At 72.0% G+C, this 21,448-nt stretch carries 22 protein-coding genes; 3 read left to right on the plus strand and 19 right to left on the minus strand.

Annotated features, from left to right (window positions below; translation table 11 throughout):
- Positions 1–12: 12 nt before the first annotated feature.
- Complete coding sequence (locus tag ACZ518_RS04880) at positions 13–570, plus strand: hypothetical protein (RefSeq protein WP_469111590.1); 558 nt, start codon at positions 13–15, stop codon at positions 568–570.
- 147 nt (positions 571–717) lie between these two features.
- Here ACZ518_RS04880 and ACZ518_RS04885 read toward each other — a convergent pair whose 3' ends face one another.
- From ACZ518_RS04885 to ACZ518_RS04925, 9 genes are all read right to left on the minus strand, one after another.
- Positions 718–894 (minus strand): hypothetical protein, encoded by a 177-nt coding sequence (locus ACZ518_RS04885; RefSeq protein ID WP_469111591.1) that lies wholly within the window; start codon positions 892–894, stop codon positions 718–720.
- A 153-nt stretch (positions 895–1,047) separates the two neighbouring features.
- Positions 1,048–1,602, minus strand: coding sequence for a tRNA (adenosine(37)-N6)-threonylcarbamoyltransferase complex ATPase subunit type 1 TsaE (gene tsaE, locus ACZ518_RS04890; RefSeq protein WP_469111592.1), 555 nt, complete (start codon positions 1,600–1,602; stop codon positions 1,048–1,050).
- Positions 1,559–2,734 carry an alpha/beta fold hydrolase gene (locus ACZ518_RS04895; protein WP_469111593.1) on the minus strand — a complete coding sequence of 392 codons (1,176 nt, stop codon included), beginning with the start codon at positions 2,732–2,734 and terminating at the stop codon, positions 1,559–1,561. The genes tsaE and ACZ518_RS04895 overlap by 44 nt, the downstream gene beginning before the upstream one ends.
- Positions 2,735–2,761: 27 nt before the next feature.
- On the minus strand, positions 2,762–3,898 hold the full coding sequence (gene alr, locus ACZ518_RS04900; protein ID WP_469111594.1) for an alanine racemase: 1,137 nt from the start codon (positions 3,896–3,898) through the stop codon (positions 2,762–2,764).
- A 189-nt stretch (positions 3,899–4,087) separates the two neighbouring features.
- Positions 4,088–5,536 carry a bifunctional ADP-dependent NAD(P)H-hydrate dehydratase/NAD(P)H-hydrate epimerase gene (locus ACZ518_RS04905; RefSeq protein ID WP_469111595.1) on the minus strand — a complete coding sequence of 483 codons (1,449 nt, stop codon included), beginning with the start codon at positions 5,534–5,536 and terminating at the stop codon, positions 4,088–4,090.
- A gap of 35 nt (positions 5,537–5,571) precedes the next feature.
- Positions 5,572–5,940: a holo-ACP synthase gene (locus ACZ518_RS04910; RefSeq protein WP_469111596.1), complete on the minus strand. Its 369-nt coding sequence runs from the start codon at positions 5,938–5,940 to the stop codon at positions 5,572–5,574.
- A 70-nt stretch (positions 5,941–6,010) separates the two neighbouring features.
- On the minus strand, positions 6,011–7,873 hold the full coding sequence (glmS, locus tag ACZ518_RS04915; RefSeq protein ID WP_469111597.1) for a glutamine--fructose-6-phosphate transaminase (isomerizing): 1,863 nt from the start codon (positions 7,871–7,873) through the stop codon (positions 6,011–6,013).
- 121 nt (positions 7,874–7,994) lie between these two features.
- A complete protein-coding gene (locus tag ACZ518_RS04920; RefSeq protein WP_469111598.1) occupies positions 7,995–8,762 on the minus strand; it encodes a hypothetical protein in 768 nt (255 codons plus the stop codon).
- Complete coding sequence (locus tag ACZ518_RS04925) at positions 8,759–9,538, minus strand: hypothetical protein (RefSeq protein ID WP_469111599.1); 780 nt, start codon at positions 9,536–9,538, stop codon at positions 8,759–8,761. Before ACZ518_RS04925 ends, ACZ518_RS04920 begins: the two co-directional genes overlap by 4 nt.
- 281 nt (positions 9,539–9,819) lie before the next feature.
- Here ACZ518_RS04925 and coaA point away from each other — a divergent pair, with 281 nt between their 5' ends.
- Both coaA and ACZ518_RS04935 read left to right on the plus strand, forming a co-directional pair.
- Positions 9,820–10,839 (plus strand): type I pantothenate kinase, encoded by a 1,020-nt coding sequence (gene coaA / locus ACZ518_RS04930; RefSeq protein ID WP_469111600.1) that lies wholly within the window; start codon positions 9,820–9,822, stop codon positions 10,837–10,839.
- 16 nt (positions 10,840–10,855) lie between these two features.
- Positions 10,856–11,821 (plus strand): DUF389 domain-containing protein, encoded by a 966-nt coding sequence (locus ACZ518_RS04935; protein ID WP_469111601.1) that lies wholly within the window; start codon positions 10,856–10,858, stop codon positions 11,819–11,821.
- A 4-nt stretch (positions 11,822–11,825) separates the two neighbouring features.
- On the opposite strand, the gene glmM is transcribed toward ACZ518_RS04935, so the two are convergent.
- The 10 genes from glmM to rpsM form a co-directional block, all read right to left on the minus strand.
- Positions 11,826–13,184: a phosphoglucosamine mutase gene (gene glmM / locus ACZ518_RS04940; protein ID WP_469111602.1), complete on the minus strand. Its 1,359-nt coding sequence runs from the start codon at positions 13,182–13,184 to the stop codon at positions 11,826–11,828.
- A gap of 136 nt (positions 13,185–13,320) precedes the next feature.
- The gene (gene rpsI / locus ACZ518_RS04945; protein ID WP_045945298.1) at positions 13,321–13,836 is read right to left on the minus strand and encodes a 30S ribosomal protein S9; all 516 of its coding nucleotides are present in this window, start codon (positions 13,834–13,836) and stop codon (positions 13,321–13,323) included.
- A gap of 42 nt (positions 13,837–13,878) precedes the next feature.
- Entirely contained in the window at positions 13,879–14,322 is a 444-nt protein-coding gene (rplM, locus tag ACZ518_RS04950) for a 50S ribosomal protein L13 (protein ID WP_362460589.1), read from the minus strand.
- Between the two features lie 235 nt (positions 14,323–14,557).
- Positions 14,558–15,814 (minus strand): glycosyltransferase family 87 protein, encoded by a 1,257-nt coding sequence (locus tag ACZ518_RS04955; protein WP_469111603.1) that lies wholly within the window; start codon positions 15,812–15,814, stop codon positions 14,558–14,560.
- A gap of 183 nt (positions 15,815–15,997) precedes the next feature.
- Positions 15,998–17,626 (minus strand): ABC-F family ATP-binding cassette domain-containing protein, encoded by a 1,629-nt coding sequence (locus ACZ518_RS04960; protein ID WP_469111604.1) that lies wholly within the window; start codon positions 17,624–17,626, stop codon positions 15,998–16,000.
- Between the two features lie 49 nt (positions 17,627–17,675).
- Positions 17,676–18,539: a tRNA pseudouridine(38-40) synthase TruA gene (truA, locus tag ACZ518_RS04965; protein ID WP_469111605.1), complete on the minus strand. Its 864-nt coding sequence runs from the start codon at positions 18,537–18,539 to the stop codon at positions 17,676–17,678.
- Positions 18,540–18,642: 103 nt separating this feature from the next.
- Positions 18,643–19,110, minus strand: coding sequence for a 50S ribosomal protein L17 (rplQ, locus tag ACZ518_RS04970; protein WP_030298228.1), 468 nt, complete (start codon positions 19,108–19,110; stop codon positions 18,643–18,645).
- A gap of 106 nt (positions 19,111–19,216) precedes the next feature.
- A complete protein-coding gene (locus ACZ518_RS04975; protein ID WP_008739666.1) occupies positions 19,217–20,239 on the minus strand; it encodes a DNA-directed RNA polymerase subunit alpha in 1,023 nt (340 codons plus the stop codon).
- A gap of 203 nt (positions 20,240–20,442) precedes the next feature.
- Positions 20,443–20,847, minus strand: coding sequence for a 30S ribosomal protein S11 (gene rpsK / locus ACZ518_RS04980; protein WP_003956432.1), 405 nt, complete (start codon positions 20,845–20,847; stop codon positions 20,443–20,445).
- Positions 20,848–20,901: 54 nt separating this feature from the next.
- On the minus strand, positions 20,902–21,282 hold the full coding sequence (gene rpsM, locus ACZ518_RS04985; protein WP_007265919.1) for a 30S ribosomal protein S13: 381 nt from the start codon (positions 21,280–21,282) through the stop codon (positions 20,902–20,904).
- Between the last annotated feature and the right edge of the window lie 166 nt (positions 21,283–21,448).

Consider the following 21,448-nt stretch of genomic DNA (forward strand, 5'->3'; position numbering starts at 1 on the left):
AGGTGGAGCAAGGTGGCACGCAGCAGCTCGGGAATCGTGGCCGGGCTCACCGCGGCGGCGATCGCCGCGATCGGCTTCCTGGGCTACCAGGCTTCCGCGACCGCGCCGGCGGTCCCCGCCAAGTCGGGCCCGCAGGCCCCGGCCGCGCCCCAGGCGCAGGCCCCCGCGAAGCAGGACCCGGCGAAGCCCGCTGCGGTGCCGGCCGACTCCGGGACGGGGGCGCGGGTCGTGTACTCGGTGTCCCAGAAGCGGGTGTGGCTGGTCTCGGAGGACGGCAAGGAGCCCCGGACCTTCACGGTCATGCCGAGCACGGTGCATCCGGTGCCGGGCAGCTACGCCGTCAGCTCGCGCGCGGCCACGGTCACCGGCACGGACGGGGTGCCGATCGAGCACGTCGTGCGGTTCGCCAGCACGGACGGGATCGCGATCGGCTTCAGCGCCCGCGTGGACGGTTCGATGCCGGAGCCGGACACCACGAAGAAGACCGGCGGCATCCGCATGGCGCGCGCGGACGGCGACGCGATCTGGGCGTTCGCAACGATCGGCGCGAAGGTGGTAGTCGTCGCCTGACGGAGTCGCCCGACGGCGTCGCCCGACATCGCCCGACGGAGTCACCCGACGGCGTCGCCCGACGGAGTTCCCCTCTTGCGTTCCCCGACCGGGAACGCCCGCGCGGCGCGATCCGCCCCCGCAGCGTGATTCACCCGAACGTGGGTATCAGGCCGCTTCCGGCTCGGGGGCGGCCCGTTCCGTGTCCGCTTCGGGCCCGGCCCCCGCTTCCGGTTCCGTCTCCGCGCGCGCGGGCGGCGTGGACACCGCCGTGGCGGCCACGCCCGCCGCGAGCAGGGCCCGCATGGACACGACGGGCGCTCGCTCTGCTCCTGCTGCCGGCATGGCTGCCTCCTGAGACCCGGGACGCCGGACTTAGGTAGACCTAACCAGCGCTCGGTACCATGTCATCACGCGAGCCTGCGCCAACGCAATATTTTCCCGACGAGTTGTCGGTACGTTGTCGGAAGGGTGGCCGGAACCACGGCGTCGCAGCGGCTACCGCGCCCCCAGCCCCGCCAGCTCCGAGCCGGCCCAGCGCTCGCCGACGCCGCGCAGCGCGACCTCGCGTACGTCGTCCAGGACCTCCTCGTGCCCGACGGCACGCCCGATCACCACGTGCAGCCGGTCGTCGGAGAGCTCCTCGACCTTGCCGTCGCCCCACTCCACGACGACCACGGACTCGGGCAGCGAGACGTCGAGGTCCAGGTCCTCCATCTCGTCGAGTCCGCCGCCGAGCCGGTACGCGTCCACGTGCACCAGCGGCGGACCGTCGCCCAGCGACGGGTGCACCCGGGCGATCACGAAGGTCGGCGAGGTCACGGCACCCCGCACGCCCAGGCCCTCGCCCAGCCCGCGGGTCAGAGTGGTCTTGCCCGCGCCGAGTTCGCCGGTCAGCAGGACCAGGTCGCCGGGGCGCAGCAGGCCGGCGATCCTGCGGCCCAGCTCCTGCATGGAGGCGGGCGAGTCGACGGTGATCAGGGTTTCTGCGGCGGCCTCGGCCAGGGCCTCAGCGGCCGGGCTGCGCGGCGCTTCCCGCGGTACTTCTTCCATGTCCCCCAACGTTAGCCGCTGCGGGGACGGCTCCGGTGCGCGCCAGCAGGCCGGTCAGCAGCCCCGTCACGATGTCGGGGCGCTCCAGCATCATCAGGTGCCCGGTGTCCTCCAGCACCACCAGCTCGGCGGCCGGGAGCTCCTCCTTGATGGTCACGCTGTGCGCGGCCGGGGTGATCATGTCCCGGTCCCCGGCGACGACGGTGACGGGGATGTCCGCGAACCGCTGGAGGGCGGCGCTCTTGTCGTGGATCTGGAAGGCCGGGTAGAACTCCGCGACCACGTCGATCGGGGTCGCCTCGATCAGCCGCTCGGCGAAGCGCGCCACTCCGGGATCGACGTCCCGGGAGCCGAACGAGTACATCTTGATCATGCCGGCGAAGAGGTCGGCGGTGGCCCGGCGGCCCTTCTCCACCAGCTCCACCTGGGAGCCGAGCGCCTTCAGCACGCCGGGCAGGACGCGGCGCACCGCGCCCAGTCCGACGGAGGGCAGCCCGTACGTCACCTCGTCGAGCCGGCCGCTGGAGGTGCCGACCAGCGCCACGCCGAGCACCCGCTCGCGGAACAGCTCCGGGAACTGCTCGGCGAGGGCCATGACGGTCATGCCGCCCATGGAGTGGCCGACGAGGACGAGCGGGCCCTCGGGTGCGGCGGCGTCGATGACGGCCTTCAGGTCGCGGCCGAGCTGGTCGATGGTCACCGGCTCGCCGTCGGCCTGGGCCAGGCCCCGGGCGCTGCGGCCGTGGCTGCGCTGGTCCCAGTAGACGGAGCGGACGACCCCGCGCAGGGCGGCGCGCTGGAAGTGCCAGGAGTCCTGGGAGAGGCAGTAGCCGTGGCAGAAGACGACGGTGGCGCCCTCCGCCGGGTTCTTGCGCCGCAGCCGGCTCTTCTTGCCGTCCGCGGGCGGTTCGTCGACCTCGTAGTAGAGCTCGGTGCCGTCCTCGGCGCGGCAGCCGCCCTCGGTCCCGCGCAGGGAGCCGAAGTCCCCGGCGGCGTCGAGGGCGAGGCGCGCCTTCATCCGGATACCGCGCCCCACGGTGATCCGTTCGACCGCGACACCGGCCGCGGCGCCCGCCGCCAGCACACCGATGGCGGCGCCGGCCCAGCCGGCCTTGCGCCAGTTCTCGCTCACGACGTCGCCGCCCTCACTCGGCCCGCGTCACCCGCCGAGGTAGACCCGGGGCACCCTGCCTCCGATACGTGTGACGATCTCATACGCGATGGTGTGCGCCGCTTGAGCCCAGTCCTCGGCGGTCGGCTCGCCGCGCTCGGCGTCCCCGAAGATGACGGCCTCGTCGCCGGCCCCGGCCAGGTCCTCGCCGAGGTCCACGACGAACTGGTCCATGGCGATCCGCCCGGCGGCCTGCCGGACCTTGCCGGCCACGAGCACCGGCCCGCGGCCGGAGGCGTTGCGCGGGATGCCGTCGGCGTAGCCGGCGGGGACGAGCGCGAGGTGCGTCTCGGACTCGGTGACGTAGTGGTGGCCGTAGCTGACGCCGTGCCCGGCGGGGACCGTCTTGACCAGCGCGAGGGAGGCCTTGAGGGTCATCGCGGGGCGCAGCCCCAGCTGGGCGGGGGTGCCGAGCTCGGGCGAGGGGGACACGCCGTAGACGGCGATCCCGGTGCGCACGAGGTCGAAGTGGGTCTCGGGGAGGGTGAGCGTCGCGGGCGAGTTGGCGATGTGCCGGACCTCGGGGTCGACGCCCTCCTTCTCCGCGTAGGCCAGCATGTCGTGGAAGGCGTCGAGCTGGAGCCGGATGGAGGGGTGGCCGGGCTCGTCGGCGCAGGCGAAGTGGGACCAGACGCCGGTGACCTGGACGGTGCCCTCGGCCTGCGCGGCGACGGCCGCGCCGACCAGCTCCGCCCAGTCGGCGGGCTGGCAGCCGTTGCGGCCGAGGCCGGTGTCGGCCTTGAGCTGGATGCGGGCGGTACGGCCGGCCGCGCGGGCGGCGGCCCGGACCTCGTCCAGGGCCCACATCCCGCTGACGGACACGTCGACGTCGGCCTCGACGGCCTCCCGCCAGGGCCCGCCGGGGGTCCAGAGCCAGCACATGACCCGGCCCTCGATGCCGGCGGCGCGCAGGGCGAGCGCCTCCTCGGGGGTGGCGGTGCCGAGCCAGGTGGCACCGGCCTCCTGGGCTGCGCGGGCGCACTGGACGGCACCGTGCCCGTAGGCATTCGACTTGACGACGGCCATCAGCTCGGCCCGGGGCGCCCGCGCGCGCAGGGCGCGCACGTTCTCCCGTACCGCGTCAAGATCGATCTCGGCGTACACGCGCATCGGTGTCTCGTTCATCGCCCACAGTCTCTCAGAACCCGCACGGGCCGGTGATCGGGCACGGTTCGCCCGTCTTGCCCCACTCGCCCGCCATCTCCCAGCCCCACGGCCCCCTCCGGCCCCGGCCGGCGTTCGAGGCCGGGGTCTGGGGCGGAGCCCCTGGGTCACCCGGGAGCAAGCCCGCGCGGCGGCCCCGCCCGCCCGGGGTCAGGCCATGACGCTCCGCCACGCCTCCGGCAGCGCGGCGGCGACCTCCTGCGCCACGACCGGCGCACCCCCGGCGGCGAACCGCCCGGCCAGCCCGTGCAGGTACGCGCCCACCGACCCGGCGTCCACCCCCGACAGCCCACCCGCCAGCAGCGCTCCCGCCAGCCCGGACAGCACGTCCCCGCTCCCGGCGGTGGCCAGCCAGGGCGTACCCGTCGCATTGACCCGTACGACCCCGCCCCCGCCCCCGCCTTCGCCCCCACCTTCGCCTTCGCCCCCGCCGGAGGCGACCAGCGTCGTGGACCCCTTCAGCAGCACCGCCGCCCCGTACCGCCCCGCGAGCTCCCGCACCGCGGCCAGCCGCCCCGCCTCGACCTCCTCCCGCGCCACCCCCAGCAGCGCCGCCGCCTCCCCCGCGTGCGGGGTCAGCAGGGTCGCCGCCCGGCGTGAACGCACCACCGCCGGGTCCAGCCCGCGCAGCCCGTCCGCGTCGACCAGCACCGGAACGTCCCGGTCCGCCAGGGCCCGTTCGACCTCGGCGGCCCGCCCGGACCCCAGCCCGGGACCGACCACCCAGACCTGCACCCGCCCCGGCCCGACCAGTACCTCCGGGTACCGCGCCAGCACGGCCTGCGCCGCCGGGCCCACGTACCGCACCGCGCCCGCACCGCCCCGCAACGCCCCCGCCACCGCGAGCACGGCCGCGCCCGGGTACTGCTCCGACCCGGCGACGACCCCGACCACGCCCCGCCGGTACTTGTCGCTCGACGCCCCCGGCACCGGGAGCAGCCGTGCCACGTCGGCGTGCTGGAGCGCCTCCAGCTCCGCCCGGGCCGGCAGCTCCAGCCCGATGGGGACGAGCCGCACCGCGCCCGCCCGCGAGGCCCCGGGGTCGATCAGCAGGCCGGGCTTGTACGCGCCGAAGGTGACCGTCACGTCGGCCGACACCGCCGGGCCGGCGACCTCCCCGGTGTCCGCGTCCACCCCGCTCGGCAGGTCCACGGCGACCACGAGCGCCCCCGCCGGGATCCCCTCCGCCAGCGCGGCCGCCGCCGGCCGCAGCCCGCCCCGGCCGCCGATGCCGGTGAGCCCGTCCAGTACGAGGTCCGCCCGCGCGGGCACCGACTCCACGACCCGTCCCCCGGCGGCCCGCAGCGCGGCCAGCCCGCCGGGGTGGAGCCGTGCCGGGTCCATCGGCACCGCCGTCACCGCGGCCCCGCGCCGCGCCAGCCGGGCGCCCGCGTACAGCGCGTCGCCGCCGTTGTCCCCGGGCCCGGCCAGCAGCACGACCCGGGACCCGTAGACCCGGCCCCGGCGCCGCGCCAGCAACTCGGCGCACACGGCGGCCAGTCCGGCCGCCGCCCGGGCCATCAGGGCACCCTCCGGCAGTCGTGCCATCAGCTCGCGCTCGGCGGCCCGTACGGTCTCCACGCTGTAAGCAGTACGCATGGACCCAGCCTGCCCCACCGGGCCCTTCCGGGCCGTCAGCCCTCGGCGATGACCACCGCCGACGCGACGCCGGCGTCGTGGCTGAGCGAGATGTGCCAGGACTTCACCCCGAGTGCCCGCGCCCGGGCCTCGACCGTGCCGGACACCCGCAGCCGGGGCTGTCCGGTGTCCTCGACGTACACCTCGGCGTCGGTCCACAGCAGCCCGCCGGGCGCGCCCAGGGCTTTGGCCAGGGCTTCCTTGGCCGCGAACCGGGCGGCGAGCGAGGCGGTACCGCGCCGCTCGCCGCTCGGCAGCGTCAACTCGGATTCGAGGAAGAGACGCTGCGCCATCTGCGGCGTCCGCTCCAGCGCCGCGCCGAACCGCTCGATCTCGGCAACGTCAATCCCCACACCGACAATCACAACGACAACCCCGCCTACTCCACAGCCACCACTGCACCCAATGGTCGGCGACCTGCTCCGTTCGCTTCGCTCACTCCACGGTCACCGACTTCGCGAGATTACGCGGCTGGTCCACCTCGTTGCCCCGCGCGGTCGCCAGCTCGCACGCGAACACCTGGAGCGGCACCGTCGCCACCAGCGGCTGGAGCAGCGTCGGGGTCGCCGGGATCCGGATCAGATGGTCGGCGTACGGGACCACGGCCTCGTCGCCCTCCTCCGCGATGACGATGGTCCGCGCCCCGCGCGCCCGGATCTCCTGGATGTTCGAGACGATCTTGTCGTGCAGGACCGAGCGCCCGCGCGGCGACGGCACGACGACCACCACCGGCAGGTCCTTCTCGATCAGCGCGATCGGCCCGTGCTTGAGCTCGCCCGCCGCGAAGCCCTCGGCGTGCATGTACGCCAGCTCCTTGAGCTTGAGCGCGCCCTCCAGCGCCACCGGGTACCCGACGTGGCGGCCGAGGAACAGCACGGTGTCCTTGTCGGCGAGGGAGCGCGCCAGGGCCCGTACCGGCTCCATCGTCTCCAGGACGGTGTCCACCGCCGCCGCGATGTCCGACAGCTCCCGGATCACCGCCCGGATCTCGTCGCCCCACTTCGTGCCCCGGACCTGCCCGAGGTACAGCGCGACGAGGTAGCAGGCGACCAGCTGCGTCAGGAACGCCTTCGTGGAGGCGACGGCCACCTCCGGACCGGCGTGCGTGTAGAGCACGGCGTCCGATTCGCGGGGGATGGTCGAGCCGTTCGTATTGCAGACGGCCAGCACCTTGGCGCCCTGCTCGCGCGCGTGCCGCAGCGCCATCAGGGTGTCCATGGTCTCGCCGGACTGCGAGATCGCGATCACCAGGGTCCGCTGGTCGAGGATCGGGTCGCGGTAGCGGAACTCGCTGGCCAGCTCCGTCTCGCACGGGATGCGGGTCCAGTGCTCGATGGCCAGCTTCGCGATCATGCCCGCGTGGTAGGCCGTACCGCAGGCCACGATCACGACCTTGTCGACCTCCCGGAGCACCGAGGCGGGGATGCGCACCTCGTCCAGGGTCAGCAGGCCGCTCGCGTCGATCCTGCCCAGCAGCGTGTCGGCGACGGCCTTCGGCTGCTCGGCGATCTCCTTGAGCATGAAGTAGTCATATCCCCCCTTCTCGGCCGCCGAGGCGTCCCAGTCCACGTGGTACGCCCGCACGGTCGCGGGAGCACCGTCGAAGCCGGTCACCGTGACCCCGTCGCGGCGGAGTTCGACGACCTGGTCCTGCCCCAGCTCGATCGCGGACCGGGTGTGGGCGATGAACGCGGCCACGTCCGAGGCGAGGAAGTTCTCACCCTCTCCAACGCCCACCACCAGGGGGGAGTTCCGGCGCGCGCCGACCACCACGTCCGGCGCGTCGGCGTGCACCGCGACCAGGGTGAACGCGCCCTCCAGCCGCCGGCACACCTGCCGCATCGCCTCCGCGAGGCCGCCTCCCCCCGCGCCCCCGGCCGCCTCGAAGCGCTCGGCCAGCAGGTGCGCCACCACCTCGGTGTCCGTCTCGGACTCCAGCCGGTGCCCGCGCTCGGCGAGTTCGGCGCGCAGCGCGGCGAAGTTCTCGATGATGCCGTTGTGGACGACCGCCACCCGTCCGGAGTTGTCCAGGTGGGGGTGCGCGTTGACGTCGGTGGGCCCGCCGTGGGTCGCCCACCGGGTGTGCCCGAGGCCCGTGGAGCCGGTCGGCAGCGGCCGGCTGACCAGTTCCTTCTCCAGGTTGACGAGTTTCCCGGCCTTCTTGACGTTGGCGAGGGCCCCGTCGGCGAGCACGGCGACCCCGGCCGAGTCGTAGCCGCGGTACTCCAGCCGCTTCAGTCCGGCGATGACCACATCGAGCGCAGACTGCGCCCCTACGTAACCCACAATTCCGCACATAGGCGGCAGCGTACGCCGTGGCCGCCCGTCTGCTCCGTACCCGAACAAGACGAAAACCCCGCCCCGGCGAATCCGCCGGTACGGGGTTGACGATGTTTTCGAATCGGCCGTTCGACGGCCCTCAGCCCAGCTTGCGCAGCTGCGCCTCGACCACCGGGGCCGCGAGCTCCGCCGCACCCGAGGTCCGGCCCGCCACGAAGTTCGCGAGCGTGCCGCCCCTGCGCACGACCATGAGCTCGGTGGCGTAGTGCTGGCCGTCGTGCTCGGCCTCCACCGTGTAGCCGACCGCCTCGTCACCGCCGTGCGCGGCGTGCGGGACGACCCGCGTCACCTTGACGGTCTCCCCGTTCGCCGTCGCGGAGTAGCCGGCCGTGCAGGCCTCGCCCGCGGCCCGCACCCCGGCGAAGTGCCCGCCGGCCGCGTTCCCCGCGTACGAGCCGAGGGTCACCACCGTCACGGTCGAGCTGGCCGCGTCCTGGGCGGCCGCCCGCTTCTGCCCTTCCGTGGCGTCCTGCGGCAGCGGCACCGGTACGGCGACCACCGACGCCTTTGCCCAGCCGGTCCGGCCCGTCGGCAGGAACCCGGTGACCGCGTAGGCCAGCTCCCGGCACTCCGGCCGGTCCACGCTCACCAGGCCGCTGTCCGCCCCCTCGGGGCTGACCCTGTGGTCCACGAGGTCCCCCTGCGCCACGATCAGCCGGGCCGGGGGCTCCTGCCCCTTCCCCTTCGGCTCGTGGTCGGCCGCGTCGGCGGGCAGCTCCGCCGGGACGATCTCCACCACCATGCCCGGCCGGGCGGTCCCGCAGCCGGTGGCCAGCAGGGCCAGCGTCAGACCGGAGACCGCCGAGGCTCCCAGTGCGGCCGCGCGCCGCGCGCGGACGCCTCTCATCCGAGCTTCTTGACCTGCGCCTCCACGACCGCCTTCGGCTGGGCGGCCGCACCCGTCAGGTTCATCGCGTAGAAGGTGGCCAGGGTGTTGCCCTTGCGCACGACCACGAACTGCATCGTGGCCTTGTCGCCGTCCTTCAGGTCCATCACGGTGTTGTAGGCCAGGGCCTCGTCACCGGCGGTGACCGCGGCGGAGGGGGCGACCTTCTCGATCTTGGTGGTCTCGGCGTCCTGGGTGACCGTGTAGCCGGCCGCGCATGCCGTGCTCGCGGTCTTCAGCGCGCCGAAGGCCTCCTCGGCACCCTTGCCGTCGTACGAGGCGAGGCCGACCGAGGTCCGGGTGACGGCCAGGCCGCCCTTCAGCGCGTCGAGCTTGTCGTCCAGGGCGGCACCCTCGGCCGGCTTCTTCGGCTTCTCGGTGGCGGCGATCGTCGCGGTGCCGGCCGGCTTGCCGAGCGGCACGAGGGTCTGGAGCTGGACCAGCGGCTTGCACTCGGCCTTGTCGGCGTTGGCGTTCGCCCCGGCCGCGGCCTTCGCCGCCGCGTCCGCCTCGACCTTGTGCTCGGGCAGGTCGGCCTGGGCGAGCAGCAGCGGAGCCAGCTCGGCGGCCGACTTCCCCTTGGCCCCGGCCGCCGCGGGGGCGGACTGCTGCGGACTCGCCTTGGCGTCGTCCTTCTTGCCGGAGTCGCCGGAGTCGGAGCCGCAGGCGGTGGCCAGCAGGCTCAGGGACACGGCCGAAGCGGTCAGGACGGCACGGCGGACGAAGGCGGTACGCACGAAGAATCTCCCCCAGGAACAAGAACACCGTCAGGACGCAGGTCGGCGCCACGGCGACGAACAATGTACGGCGTTCAATCGATCACGCGAACGGGTTTCCGAGTGATCCGGTCGAATCGTGATGCGCACGAGACCGGCTGGGCCTCCGATCGAGATGTACTCGTGTTCCACCCGCCGCGACCCCGCCCGGCCGCCGCCACCCCCCTGTTCTCCCGGCAGCCACCCCGCCACGTGACCGACCCCACCACCCACGAGAGCCCCTCAGCCCCGACAATGGCGGTGTGATCACCTCGCCGACGCGTTGCACGCCGGACCGCGCAACGGAGCGCCCGGGTCCCCGCCGGGCCCAGGACCCGTCTCCGTACGTCGACCTCACCAGGGCCGAGTGGAGCGCCCTGCGCGAGCGGACACCGCTGCCCCTGACCGCGGAGGAGGTGGAGCGGCTGCGGGGCCTGGGCGACGTCATCGACCTCGACGAGGTGCGGGACGTCTACCTGCCGCTCTCCCGCCTGCTGAACCTGTACGTCGGCGCCACCAGCAACCTCCGCGGCACCCTGAACACCTTCCTCGGCGACGCCGGCAACGGCCACGGCGCCCAGCAGGGCACCCCCTTCGTCATAGGCGTCGCCGGCTCCGTCGCCGTCGGCAAGTCCACCGTGGCCCGTCTGCTCCAGGCGCTCCTGGCCCGCTGGCCCGAGCACCCCCGCGTCGAGCTGGTCACCACGGACGGCTTCCTGTACCCGATGAAGGAGCTCCAGCGCCGCGGCCTGACCTCCCGCAAGGGCTTCCCCGAGTCCTACGACCGCCGGGCGCTGACCCGCTTCGTCGCCGACATCAAGGCGGGCAAGGACGAGGTCAAGGCCCCGGTCTACTCGCACCTGATCTACGACATCGTGCCGGGCGAGCAGCTCGTCGTACGCCGCCCGGACATCCTCATCGTCGAGGGGCTCAACGTCCTGCAGCCCGCGCTGCCCGGCAAGGACGGCCGTACCCGCGTCGGCCTCGCCGACTACTTCGACTTCAGCGTCTACGTGGACGCGCGCCCCGAGGACATCGAGCGCTGGTACCTCAACCGGTTCCGGAAGCTGCGCGAGACCGCGTTCCAGAATCCTTTCTCCTACTTCCGCAAGTACACCCAGGTCTCCGAGGAGGAGGCCATGGAGTACGCGCAGACGATGTGGCGGACCATCAACAAGCCCAACCTGCTGGAGAACGTGGCCCCCACCCGCGGCCGCGCCACCCTCGTCGTGCGCAAGGGACCCGACCACAAGGTGCAGAAGCTGAGCCTGCGCAAGCTGTAGTGGCTATGGTGCGGCCATGCTGCACCTGAGGATGATCGCCCCGCACCACCTCACCGACCGGGTGGTGGAGCTGATCGAGCACACCGTCGGCACCACCCATCTGGTCGTACTGGAGGGCGCCGCCCGCGATCCCGAGGGCGACCTGGTGCTGTGCGACGTGGCGCGCGAGTCGGCCGACGAGCTGCTCCAGGAGATGCGCTCCCTCGGCCTCGACCGGACCGGGTCCATCGCGGTCGAGAACATCGACCTCTCCATCTCCACGCGTGCCGACGAGGCGGAGGAGGAGGCCCCGGGCGAGGCGGCGGACGCGGTGATCTGGGAGCAGCTCGCCGAGTCCACCCACGAGGAGTCGACCCTCACGATCACCTACAGCGCCTTCATGATCGTCGCCACGATGATCGCGGCCTGCGGTGTGGTGCTCGACAACGCGATCCTGATCGTCGGCGCGATGGCCGTCGGCCCCGAGTTCGGGCCGCTCGCCGGGATCTGCACCGGTCTGGTGCAGCGCGCCCCGAAGGCGGCGTGGCGCTCGCTGATCGCCCTTCTGGTCGGCTTCGCCGCCGCGATCGTCGCGACGACCGTGTTCAGCCTGGCCATGGACGCGCTCGGGCTGTTCCACCCGGGGATGCTCGACAGGCCGCGGCCCAACACCAGCTTCATCTGGCAGCCCGACCCGTTCTCCTTCGTCGTGGCGGTGCTCGCCGGCGTGGCCGGGATGCTGTCGCTGACGTCGGCGAAGTCGGGGGCGCTGGTGGGGGTGGCGATCTCGGTGACCACGGTCCCGGCCGGCGCGAACGCGGCCGTGGCGCTCGGCTACGGGGAGTTCGGCCAGATGTGGGGCTCGGCGGAGCAGCTGCTGCTGAACCTGCTCGGCATCATCGTCTCCGGCTCGCTGACCCTGATCGGCTGGAAACTGCTGTGGCGCACCCAGCACGGGCGGATGATCCGCCCGCCGGGTGCGCCACGGAACAGCGCGGGGTGAGGACCTAGCCGAGCGCGGACTTCACCGCGTCCGCGAGCCGCCCGGCGACCGTGCGGGCCTGCTCGATGTCGGCCGCCTCCACCATCACGCGTACGAGGGGCTCGGTGCCGGACGGGCGCAGCAGCACCCGGCCGGTGGAGCCCAGCTCGCGCTCGGCGTCGGCGACGGCCGCGGCCAGCTCGCCCGAGGTGGCGACACGGGACTTGTCGACGTCCGGGACGTTGATCAGGATCTGCGGCAGCCGCTGCATGACCCCGGCCAGGTCGGCCAGCGTGCGCCCGGTGGCCACGACGCGCGCCGCCAGCATCAGGCCGGTCAGGGTGCCGTCGCCGGTCGTCGCGTGGTCGAGGATGATCACGTGGCCGGACTGCTCGCCGCCCAGGGCGTAGCCGTGCTCCTTCATGGACTCCAGCACGTACCGGTCGCCGACGCCGGTCTGCACGACCTGGATGCCCTCGGCCTCCATGGCGAGCTTGAAGCCCAGGTTGGACATGACCGTGCCGACCACGGTGTTCCCGCGCAGCTGACCGGCCTCGCGCATGGCCAGCGCCAGGACGGCGAGGATCTGGTCGCCGTCGACCTCGGTGCCGGTGCCGTCCACCGCCAGGCAGCGGTCCGCGTCACCGTCGTGGGCGATGCCGAAGTCGGCGCCGTGCTCGACCACGGCCTGCTTCAGCAGCCCCAGGTGGGTGGAGCCACAGCCGTCGTTGATGTTCAGGCCGTCGGGCTCGGCGCCGATCGTGACGACCTCCGCGCCGGCCCGGGTGAAGGCCTCGGGCGAGACGTACGCGGCCGCGCCGTGGGCCTCGTCCAGGACGACCTTCAGGCCGTCGAGGCGGTTGGGGAGGACCCCGATGAGGTGGGCGACGTACTTGTCGAAGCCCTCGTCGTAGTCGGATACGCGGCCGACGCCGCCGCCGGTGGGGCGCTGCCAGGGCGCACCCGTGCGGTGCTCCTCGTACACGGACTCGATGCGGTCCTCCAGCTCGTCGGCGAGCTTGTGGCCGCCGCGCGCGAAGAACTTGATGCCGTTGTCCGGCATGGCGTTGTGGCTCGCGGAGAGCATGACGCCGAGGTCGGCACCCAGCGCACCGGTGAGATACGCCACCGCCGGGGTGGGCAGCACACCGACGCGCAGGACGTCCACGCCGGCGCTGGCGAGGCCTGCGACCACTGCGGCCTCCAGGAACTCGCCCGACGCGCGGGGGTCGCGGCCGACGACGGCCGTGGGCCGGTGGCCCTCGAAGGTGCCCGCCTCGGCCAGTACATGTGCGGCCGCCACGGAGAGGCCGAGCGCGAGCTCAGCCGTCAGATCCGCGTTGGCGACGCCTCGTACACCGTCCGTCCCGAAGAGTCGTCCCACTGTTGTCCTCCCGAGTTCAAGCTTCGCTTGGTGACCGCTAGTGACAGTTGTTTGCCGCTTTTGGCGGTAAACGAACCGCCCCGACAGCACAGAGAGTGCTGCCGGGGCGGTTTCGTTGCTGAACAGCAGGCGAAGATTAACGCTTGCTGTACTGCGGAGCCTTACGGGCCTTCTTGAGACCGGCCTTCTTGCGCTCGACCGCACGGTCGTCGCGGGAGAGGAAGCCGGCCTTCTTCAGCGCCGGGCGGTTGTTGTCCACGTCCGCCTCGTTCAGCGCGCGGGCCACGCCGAGGCGCAGGGCGCCGGCCTGACCGGAGACGCCGCCACCCGAGATGCGGGCGATGACGTCGTAGCGGCCGTCAAGCTCGAGGAGCTTGAAGGGCTCGTTGACTTCCTGCTGGTGCACCTTGTTGGGGAAGTAGTCCTCAAGGGTGCGACCGTTGATCTTCCACTTGCCGGTGCCCGGAACGATCCGGACGCGGGCGATGGCGTTCTTGCGACGGCCCAGGCCGGCGGCCGGCTGGGGGTCACCGAAGCGACCGGCAAGGGACTCGGAGGTGTAGTCGCCCTCGACGACGACGTCCGACTCGGTGGTGTACTCCTCGACGCCCTCGAACTCGTCGACGGGGGTCTCGGCGGTGGTCTCGGCCACGATGCTCCTCAGAATTCTCTACGTCTTAGGGGGTGGCCGGAACTACTGCGCGACCTGGGTGATCTCGAACGGCACCGGCTGCTGGGCAGCGTGCGGGTGCTGGTCGCCCGAGTAGACCTTCAGCTTCGAGAGCATCTGACGGCCCAGGGTGTTCTTGGGGAGCATGCCCTTGACGGCCTTCTCGACGGCCTTCTCCGGGTTGTTCGCCAGGAGGTCGTCGTAGCGCACCGAACGCAGACCGCCCGGGAAACCGGAGTGGCGGTACGCCATCTTCTGGGAGGCCTTGTTGCCGGACAGGTGAACCTTGTCGGCGTTGATGATGATGACGAAGTCGCCCATGTCCATGTGGGGGGCGTAAGTCGGCTTGTGCTTGCCCTTCAGGAGGGCAGCGGCCTGGGTCGCCAGACGGCCGAGGACGACGTCCTGGGCGTCGATGACGAGCCACTGGCGCGAGATGTCGCCGGGCTTGGGGCTGTACGTACGCACGCGTATGCCTTCGCTTCTTCAGTGGTGGGTCATCCCATAGGGCGCGAGCCCCGCGGGAAGGGTCCTGACAGGGTCACCACGGACGATCACGACAGCCCTCGTTCACATCAGGGACGCAACCCGTGTGAACCGCTGGTCATCGGTCCGGTGGACCGGCGTAAGGCCCTTTCACGTGAGAATGAGAAAGCCAATACGCATAACAAACCAGCAGGATACCCAAGCAGACCCGTACGGGTCAAAACGCGGTCCGCGATGCCGATTCTGCTGGCGTCGCGGCGCACTCCGGTTCGGTCCTGGGTGGGGACCCCGCAGTTGTTACGGGTCCCAGAGTAACCCGACCGGAGCGCAGCACACGACGCACCAGCAGACCCGCGAGCCCGCACAGGGTCGCCATGTCCTTGAAAGCGCGCCGTTTGCGGGCCAGCTCGTCCGGCCACGGAACCAGCGCCATCTGGGGCGTCAGGGCCAGCCAGAACCAGGGCGAGCGGGGCATCGAGCCCGCCCGCACCCCCGAGGCCAGCAGCAGCGGCAGCACCACCAGCAGGTAGTGGTCGAAGGAGGGCCGCGAGACCAGAAATGCGGCGAGCATCACCATGCAGGCCGTCTCCACGAGCCTCAGCTCACCGCCGTCACCCTCCGGATCCGGCCGGCGCCAGCGCGTCCACGCCGCCCACAGGCCGGCCCCGGCCCCGGCGAAGGCCACCGCCGCCGCCACCGGCTGGGGCACCCCGAGCCGCGGCAGCACCGCGATCGGCGAGGCGTCCCAGGGCAGCGCGTAGGAGTCCTGCCCCTGGAAGAGGAACGGCAGCGTCTTGGTGAAGAACAGCGACGGGCTCGGCATCACCAGCGCCCCCACCAGGGACGCCCCCAGCGGCACCAGCACCGCCACCGCCAGCCCCCGCCACCGCCCGGCCAGCACGAACAGCAGCCCCACCGGCACCAGCATCGGCTTGCAGGCGATCGCCAGCCCCACCACCAGACCGGCCGCCCCCCACCTCCCCCGGTGCGCGAGCAGCAGCGCGCAGGGCAGCGCGGCCGCCGAGACCGCCGTCCAGTTCCCGATCAGCACCAGGTTCGCGTACGGCTTGTAGGCCAGGGCCAGCACCGCGAACCCGCCCACCGCCAGCCGCGAGCACAGCGGCACCGAGAACAGCCTCAGCGCGGCCAGCCAGCCCGCACCCAGCAGCCCGGTCATCCCGGCCGGGAGCAGCCAGCGCAGCACCTCCCGCGGCAGGAGCGCCTCGGGCACCGCCATCAGCACCGCGCTGGGCAGGTACAGGAACCGCTTGTCCTCGTACGGGGAGCCGCCGTCCAGCAGCGTCCGCGCGGCCTTGACCACGAAGGCGTTGTCGGAGCCCCAGTTCGCCCGCAGGCTCGTGGAGACGGCGATGAACAGCAGGATCCCGGCGGAAACCAGCCGCCACGGCCGCGGGGCCGGTCCGAGCAGCCACGCGGTCACCCGGCCCGCCGTGGACGGCTGCCGCCATCGCATGAGCCAGATGCTCGGCCGCAGCCCCACGGCAGTCCCCCTCAGCGCTTGCGCTCGACCCTGCGTTCGTCCCGGACGGGCTCCTGAGGCCCATCCCCACGGTCACCCTCGCACTCCTCGGCCCCAGGGGGCCTCATCGGCTTCGGCCGACTGCGTCGGACTCCGTCCGCCGGGCGCGGAACCCGGTCAGCGCTTGCGCTCGACCCTGCGTTCGTCCCAGACGGGCTCCTGAGTTTCCCTCACGACACCGTCCGAACCGAAGACCAGATAACGGTCGAAGGTCCTGGCGAACCAACGGTCGTGCGTGACGCACAGCACGGTCCCCTCGTACGACTCCAGGCCGTCCTGCAGGGCCTCCGCCGACTCCAGGTCGAGGTTGTCCGTCGGCTCGTCCAGCAGCAGCGCCGTCGTCCCCGCCAGCTCCAGCAGCAGGATCTGGAAACGCGCCTGCTGGCCGCCCGAGAGCTTCTCGAACTTCTGCTCGCCCTGGCGCTCCAGCTCGTAACGGCGCAGCACCGCCATGGCGGGGCCGAGCGGCTTCGCCGCCTCCGTCCACAGGATGTCGACGAGCGTGCGCCCGAACAGCTCCGGGTGGGCGTGCGTCTGCGCGAAATGGCCGGGAAGCACCCGTGCGCCCAGCTTCCAGTCACCGGTGTGCCTGACGTCCTCGCCCGCCAGCAGCCGCAGGAAGTGCGACTTGCCGGAGCCGTTGGAGCCGAGCACCGCGACCCGCTCGCCGTAGAAGACCTCCAGCGAGAACGGCTTCATCAGGCCGGTCAGCTCCAGGTTCTCCACGGTCACCGCGCGCACGCCCGTCCGGCCGCCCTTGAGCCGCATCCGGATCTCCTGCTCGCGCGGCGGCTCCGGCGGCGGGCCGGCCTCCTCGAACTTCTGGAAGCGGGTCTGCATCGCCCGGTACCGCGAGGCCATGTCCGGGCTGCTCGCGGCCTGGTTGCGCAGCCGCAGGACCAGCGCCTTCAGGCGGGCGTGCTCCTCGTCCCAGCGGCGCTTGAGCTCCTCGAAGCGGGCGAAGCGCTCCTTGCGCGCCTCGTGGTACGTGTCGAAGCCCGCGCCGTGCACCCAGACGTCCGTACCCGTCGGGCTCGGCTCCAGGCTGATGATCTTCTCGGCGGCCCGGGACAGCAGCTCCCGGTCGTGCGACACGAAGAGCACCGTCTTGCGGGTGGCCTTCAGCTGCTCCTCCAGCCACCGCTTGCCCGGGACGTCGAGGTAGTTGTCCGGCTCGTCGAGCAGCAGCACCTCGTCCGGCCCGCGCAGCAGCGCCTCCAGCACCAGCCGCTTCTGCTCACCGCCCGACAGCGTCCGCACCTCGCGGTACTGGGCCCGGTCGAACGGGATGTCCAGCGCGGCCGTGGTGCACACGTCCCACAGGGTCTCCGCCTCGTAGCCCTGTACGTCGGCCCAGTCGCTGAGCGCCTGCGCGTACGCCATCTGCGCGGCCTCGTCGTCGACCGTCAGGATCAGGTGCTCGGCGTGGTCCACGGCCTTCGCGGCGTCCCGGATCCGCGGCTGCGCCACCGAGACCAGCAGGTCCCGTACGGTCGTCTCGTCCCGGACCGAGCCCACGAACTGCGACATCACCCCGAGGCCGCCGCTGATGGCGACCCCGCCGCCGTGCGGCTGGAGCTCGCCGGAGATCAGCTTCAGCAGGGTGGTCTTGCCGGCGCCGTTCGCCCCCACCAGGGCCACCACCGACCCCTCCCCCACGCGGAAGGAGACGTCGGGGAGCAGGACCCGCCCGTCGGGAAGGTAGTACTCCAGGTGGCTGGCTTCGAGATGTCCCATGCCGGGCATTCTCCCGGCCCGGCGGCGATCCGCCCAAACGGATTGCGGCGGCCGCCGCTCAGCAGCCCCCGCAGCCGCCGCCGGCCCCCGGCAGGGTCCGCATGTTCCGCGCTTCCTTGCTGCGGGCGGCCAGCAGCCCGTCCGCCGGGTAGCCGACCTCCTCCAGGGTCAGCCCGTGCGGCTTGACCACGTGCACCGAGGAGTCCCGTACGGCGGCGGCCAGCACCTGCCCGGGCCACTCGACCGGCCGGTGCCCGTCGCCGACGTGGAGCAGGGCCCCGACCAGCGAGCGGACCATGTTGTGGCAGAACGCGTCGGCCCGGACCGTCGCCGTGACGATGCCGTCCTCCCCGCGCTCCCAGCTGAGCTGCTGGAGCGTACGGATCGTCGTGGCGCCCTCGCGCTTCTTGCAGTACGCGGCGAAGTCGTGCTCGCCGACCAGCGCGGCGGCGGCCTCGTTCATGGCGTCCACGTCCAGCGGCCACTGGTGCCACAGCACGTGCCCGCGGCGCAGCGGGTCCACGCCCGCCTGGTGGTCGCCGACGCGGTAGGCGTAGCGGCGCCAGATGGCGGAGAACCGCGCGTTGAAGCCCTCCGGGGCCTCGGCGGCCTTCCACACCCGCACGTCGTGCGGCAGCCGGCCCGCGAGGCGGCGCAGCAGCTTGTCGTGGTGCTCGGCCCACACGTCCTCGGCCAGGTCGAACTGCGCGACCTGCCCGCGCGCGTGCACCCCGGCGTCGGTCCGTCCGGCCACGGTCAGCTCGACCGGCTCCTTGAGCCGCATCACGGTCTGCAGGGCGCTCTCCAGCTCGCCCTGGACGGTCCGCAGCGTGCGCTGCTTCGCCCAGCCGGAGAAGTCCTTGCCGTCGTAGCTCAGGTCCAGCCGTACCCGGACGTGCCCGGGCTCCACCTCGTCACTCACGTGACAGATCCTCTCAGAAGCACAGCAATGCAGAACGGGCCCGCCCCCGGAAAGGGGCGGGCCCGTTCAGAGCCGATCAAGCAAGCTCGATCCCGGGACGGGATCAGGCCTCCTTGGTCTCCTCGGCGGCGGGAGCCTCGGCCACGGCCTCGGCGTCCTTCGCGGCGCGCTTGGTGGCGGCCTCGGCCTCACCGGTGGCCTGCTGGGCCACGGTCAGGGCCTCGACCAGCTCGATCACGGCCATCGGGGCGTTGTCGCCACGACGGTTGCCGATCTTGGTGATGCGCGTGTAACCACCGGGGCGGTTCTCGTAGCGCGGGGCGATCTCGGTGAACAGCGTGTGCACGATGCTCTTGTCCGTGATCGTCTGCAGCACCAGGCGACGGTTGTGGATGTCGCCCTTCTTGGCCTTGGTGACCAGACGCTCGGCGTAGGGACGCAGGCGGCGGGCCTTGGCCTCGGTGGTGGTGATGCGGCCGTGCTCGAAGAGCGCCTTCGCGAGGTTCGCGAGGAGGTGCTTCTCGTGCGCGGCGGAGCCGCCCAGGCGGGCACCCTTTGCGGGACGCGGCATTGTTACTCCTTCACATCTGCACCGGCCGTGTCAGGTACCGGTGTCAGTTCCCTCAGGCGGTCGCGAGAGGGTGGGTGCGGGGGGCGTGAGCCCCCCGCAAGCTTTCTCAGTACTGCTCGGTCTCGACGAAACCGGCGTCCGCGTCGTCGTCGGCGCCGAAGGCGTCGGCGGCGGCGGTCGGGTCGAATCCGGGCGGGCTGTCCTTGAGGGCCAGGCCCATGCCGGCCAGCTTCGCCTTGACCTCGTCGATCGACTTCGCACCGAAGTTGCGGATGTCGAGCAGGTCGGCCTCGGAGCGGGCGACGAGCTCACCCACGGAGTGGATGCCCTCGCGCTTGAGGCAGTTGTACGACCGAACGGTGAGCTCCAGCTCCTCGATCGGCAGCGCCAGGTCGGCGGCCAGGGCGGCGTCCGTCGGGGACGGGCCCATGTCGATGCCCTCGGCGTCGATGTTGAGCTCGCGGGCCAGACCGAACAGCTCGACCAGGGTCTTGCCGGCGGACGCCATGGCGTCGCGCGGGCGCATGGCCTGCTTGGTCTCGACGTCGACGATCAGCTTGTCGAAGTCGGTGCGCTGCTCGACTCGGGTCGCCTCGACCTTGTAGGTGACCTTGAGGACCGGGCTGTAGATGGAGTCGATCGGGATGCGGCCGATCTCCTGGCCCAGCTGCTTGTTCTGGACGGCGGAGACGTAGCCGCGACCGCGCTCGACGGTCAGCTCCATCTCCAGCTTGCCCTTGCCGTTGAGTGTGGCGAGGACCAGGTCCGGGTTGTGCACCTCGACACCGGCCGGGGGCGCGATGTCGGCAGCGGTGACCAGGCCGGGACCCTGCTTGCGCAGGTACATCACGACCGGCTCGTCGTGCTCCGAGGAGACGACCAGCTGCTTGATGTTGAGGATGATGTCCGTGACGTCTTCCTTGACGCCCGGCACGGTGGTGAACTCGTGCAGGACGCCGTCCACGCGGATGCTGGTGACAGCGGCACCCGGGATGGAGGACAGGAGGGTACGGCGCAGGGAGTTGCCGAGCGTGTAGCCGAAGCCCGGCTCCAGCGGCTCGATCACGAACCGCGAGCGGTACTCGTCGACGACCTCTTCGGTCAGCGAAGGACGCTGAGCGATAAGCATGTCTGTTCCTTCAGTCGTGGACGCCCACTATTTGACGCCCGACGGGTGCGGCCCGAGGGCCGCGGACTTACAAGGGTACGGGCGGTACGTCCCCCGAAGGGTTCGTACCGCCCGGACACTCAAGAACGCACAAGTGCGTCCGCTGGGTCAGACGCGGCGGCGCGGATCATCCCCGCTGGCGCGGGGTCGAACGCCGCCCCGGATCAGACGCGGCGGCGCTTCGGCGGACGGCAGCCGTTGTGCGGGGTGGGGGTGACGTCCTGGATCGAGCCGACCTCGAGGCCGGTGGCCTGGAGGGAGCGGATCGCGGTCTCGCGGCCGGAGCCCGGACCCTTGACGAAGACGTCGACCTTGCGCATGCCGTGCTCCTGCGCGCGGCGGGCGGCCGACTCGGCGGCCATCTGCGCGGCGAAGGGGGTGGACTTGCGCGAGCCCTTGAAGCCGACGTGGCCGGCGGAGGCCCAGGAGATCACGTTGCCGGACGGGTCCGTGATCGAAACGATGGTGTTGTTGAACGTGCTCTTGATGTGGGCGTGCCCATGAGCGACGTTCTTCTTTTCCTTGCGGCGCACCTTCTTGGCAGCGCCCTGACGACCCTTGGGGGGCATCTCTTACTCCTACGGGAGGTGGTCGGTCCTACAGCGCAAGACCGCTGAACAGGACTACTTCTTGCCCGGCTTCTTCTTACCGGCGATCGCGCGACGCGGGCCCTTGCGGGTACGCGCGTTCGTGCTGGTGCGCTGACCGTGCACCGGCAGGCCACGACGGTGGCGGATGCCCTGGTAGCACTGGATCTCGATCTTGCGACGGATGTCGCCCTGGATCTCGCGGCGGAGGTCACCCTCGGTACGGAGGTTGGCGTCCACGTACTCGCGGATCTTGACGAGGTCCTCTTCGGCCAGGTCACGAACGCGGGTGTTCGGGTTCACGCCGGTGGAGGCGAGGATCTCCTTGGACCGGGTGCGCCCGATACCGAAGACGTAGGTGAGTGCGATCTCCACGCGCTTTTCGCGCGGGATGTCAACACCGGAAACGCGTGCCATTCAATGGCTCCTGTGTGTTCGGGGGTCTTCCGCAAAACCACTCCCGACCGCCGACCACCCTGCTGGGCAGTGGTACGTCCGGGTCCCCGGCCCCCGCCGGAGGTGCCGCCGGCCCTTCTCAGGGCTGGGCGGGTTCTGCGTATGTACGTTTTCTTACGTCGCGCGA

This window comes from Streptomyces sp. NPDC033966 (assembly GCF_055575955.1).

Excerpts from the sequence above, each read along its gene's own strand:
- ACZ518_RS04960 (WP_469111604.1), bottom strand. The coding sequence starts at position 17,626 with ATGCCCGGCATGGGACATCTCGAAGCCAGCCACCTGGAGTACTACCTT.
- ACZ518_RS04905 (WP_469111595.1), bottom strand. The coding sequence starts at position 5,536 with ATGCGTACTGCTTACAGCGTGGAGACCGTACGGGCCGCCGAGCGCGAG.
- rplQ (WP_030298228.1), bottom strand. The coding sequence starts at position 19,110 with ATGCCGCGTCCCGCAAAGGGTGCCCGCCTGGGCGGCTCCGCCGCGCAC.
- ACZ518_RS04935 (WP_469111601.1), top strand. The coding sequence starts at position 10,856 with ATGCTGCACCTGAGGATGATCGCCCCGCACCACCTCACCGACCGGGTG.
- ACZ518_RS04975 (WP_008739666.1), bottom strand. The coding sequence starts at position 20,239 with ATGCTTATCGCTCAGCGTCCTTCGCTGACCGAAGAGGTCGTCGACGAG.
- glmS (WP_469111597.1), bottom strand. The coding sequence starts at position 7,873 with ATGTGCGGAATTGTGGGTTACGTAGGGGCGCAGTCTGCGCTCGATGTG.
- tsaE (WP_469111592.1), bottom strand. The coding sequence starts at position 1,602 with ATGGAAGAAGTACCGCGGGAAGCGCCGCGCAGCCCGGCCGCTGAGGCC.
- ACZ518_RS04920 (WP_469111598.1), bottom strand. The coding sequence starts at position 8,762 with ATGAGAGGCGTCCGCGCGCGGCGCGCGGCCGCACTGGGAGCCTCGGCG.
- alr (WP_469111594.1), bottom strand. The coding sequence starts at position 3,898 with ATGAACGAGACACCGATGCGCGTGTACGCCGAGATCGATCTTGACGCG.
- ACZ518_RS04955 (WP_469111603.1), bottom strand. The coding sequence starts at position 15,814 with ATGCGATGGCGGCAGCCGTCCACGGCGGGCCGGGTGACCGCGTGGCTG.
- ACZ518_RS04885 (WP_469111591.1), bottom strand. The coding sequence starts at position 894 with ATGCCGGCAGCAGGAGCAGAGCGAGCGCCCGTCGTGTCCATGCGGGCC.
- rpsK (WP_003956432.1), bottom strand. The coding sequence starts at position 20,847 with ATGCCCCCCAAGGGTCGTCAGGGCGCTGCCAAGAAGGTGCGCCGCAAG.
- rpsM (WP_007265919.1), bottom strand. The coding sequence starts at position 21,282 with ATGGCACGCGTTTCCGGTGTTGACATCCCGCGCGAAAAGCGCGTGGAG.